This window comes from Streptomyces catenulae (assembly GCF_000718015.1).
Lineage (GTDB): Bacteria > Actinomycetota > Actinomycetes > Streptomycetales > Streptomycetaceae > Streptomyces > Streptomyces catenulae.
Map to the genome: position 1 here is coordinate 1 of NZ_JODY01000088.1, position 211 is coordinate 211.

1 pseudogene is annotated in these 211 nt (G+C 64.0%); it reads left to right on the forward strand.

The features are described 5' to 3' along the window. Positions 1 to 211 (forward strand): annotated as a pseudogene (locus tag IF23_RS31820) (potassium-transporting ATPase subunit B); the annotation flags it as partial.

Genomic DNA, 211 nt, shown 5'->3' on the forward strand with positions numbered 1-211 from the left:
GCCCAGGCGGACGTCGGCGTCGCCATGAACACCGGCACCTCCGCCGCCAAGGAGGCCGGAAACATGGTCGACCTCGACTCCGACCCCACCAAACTCATCGAAATCGTCGAGATCGGCAAACAACTCCTGATCACCCGCGGCGCCCTGACCACCTTCTCCATCGCCAACGACGTCGCCAAGTACTTCGCGATCATCCCCGCGATGTTCGCGG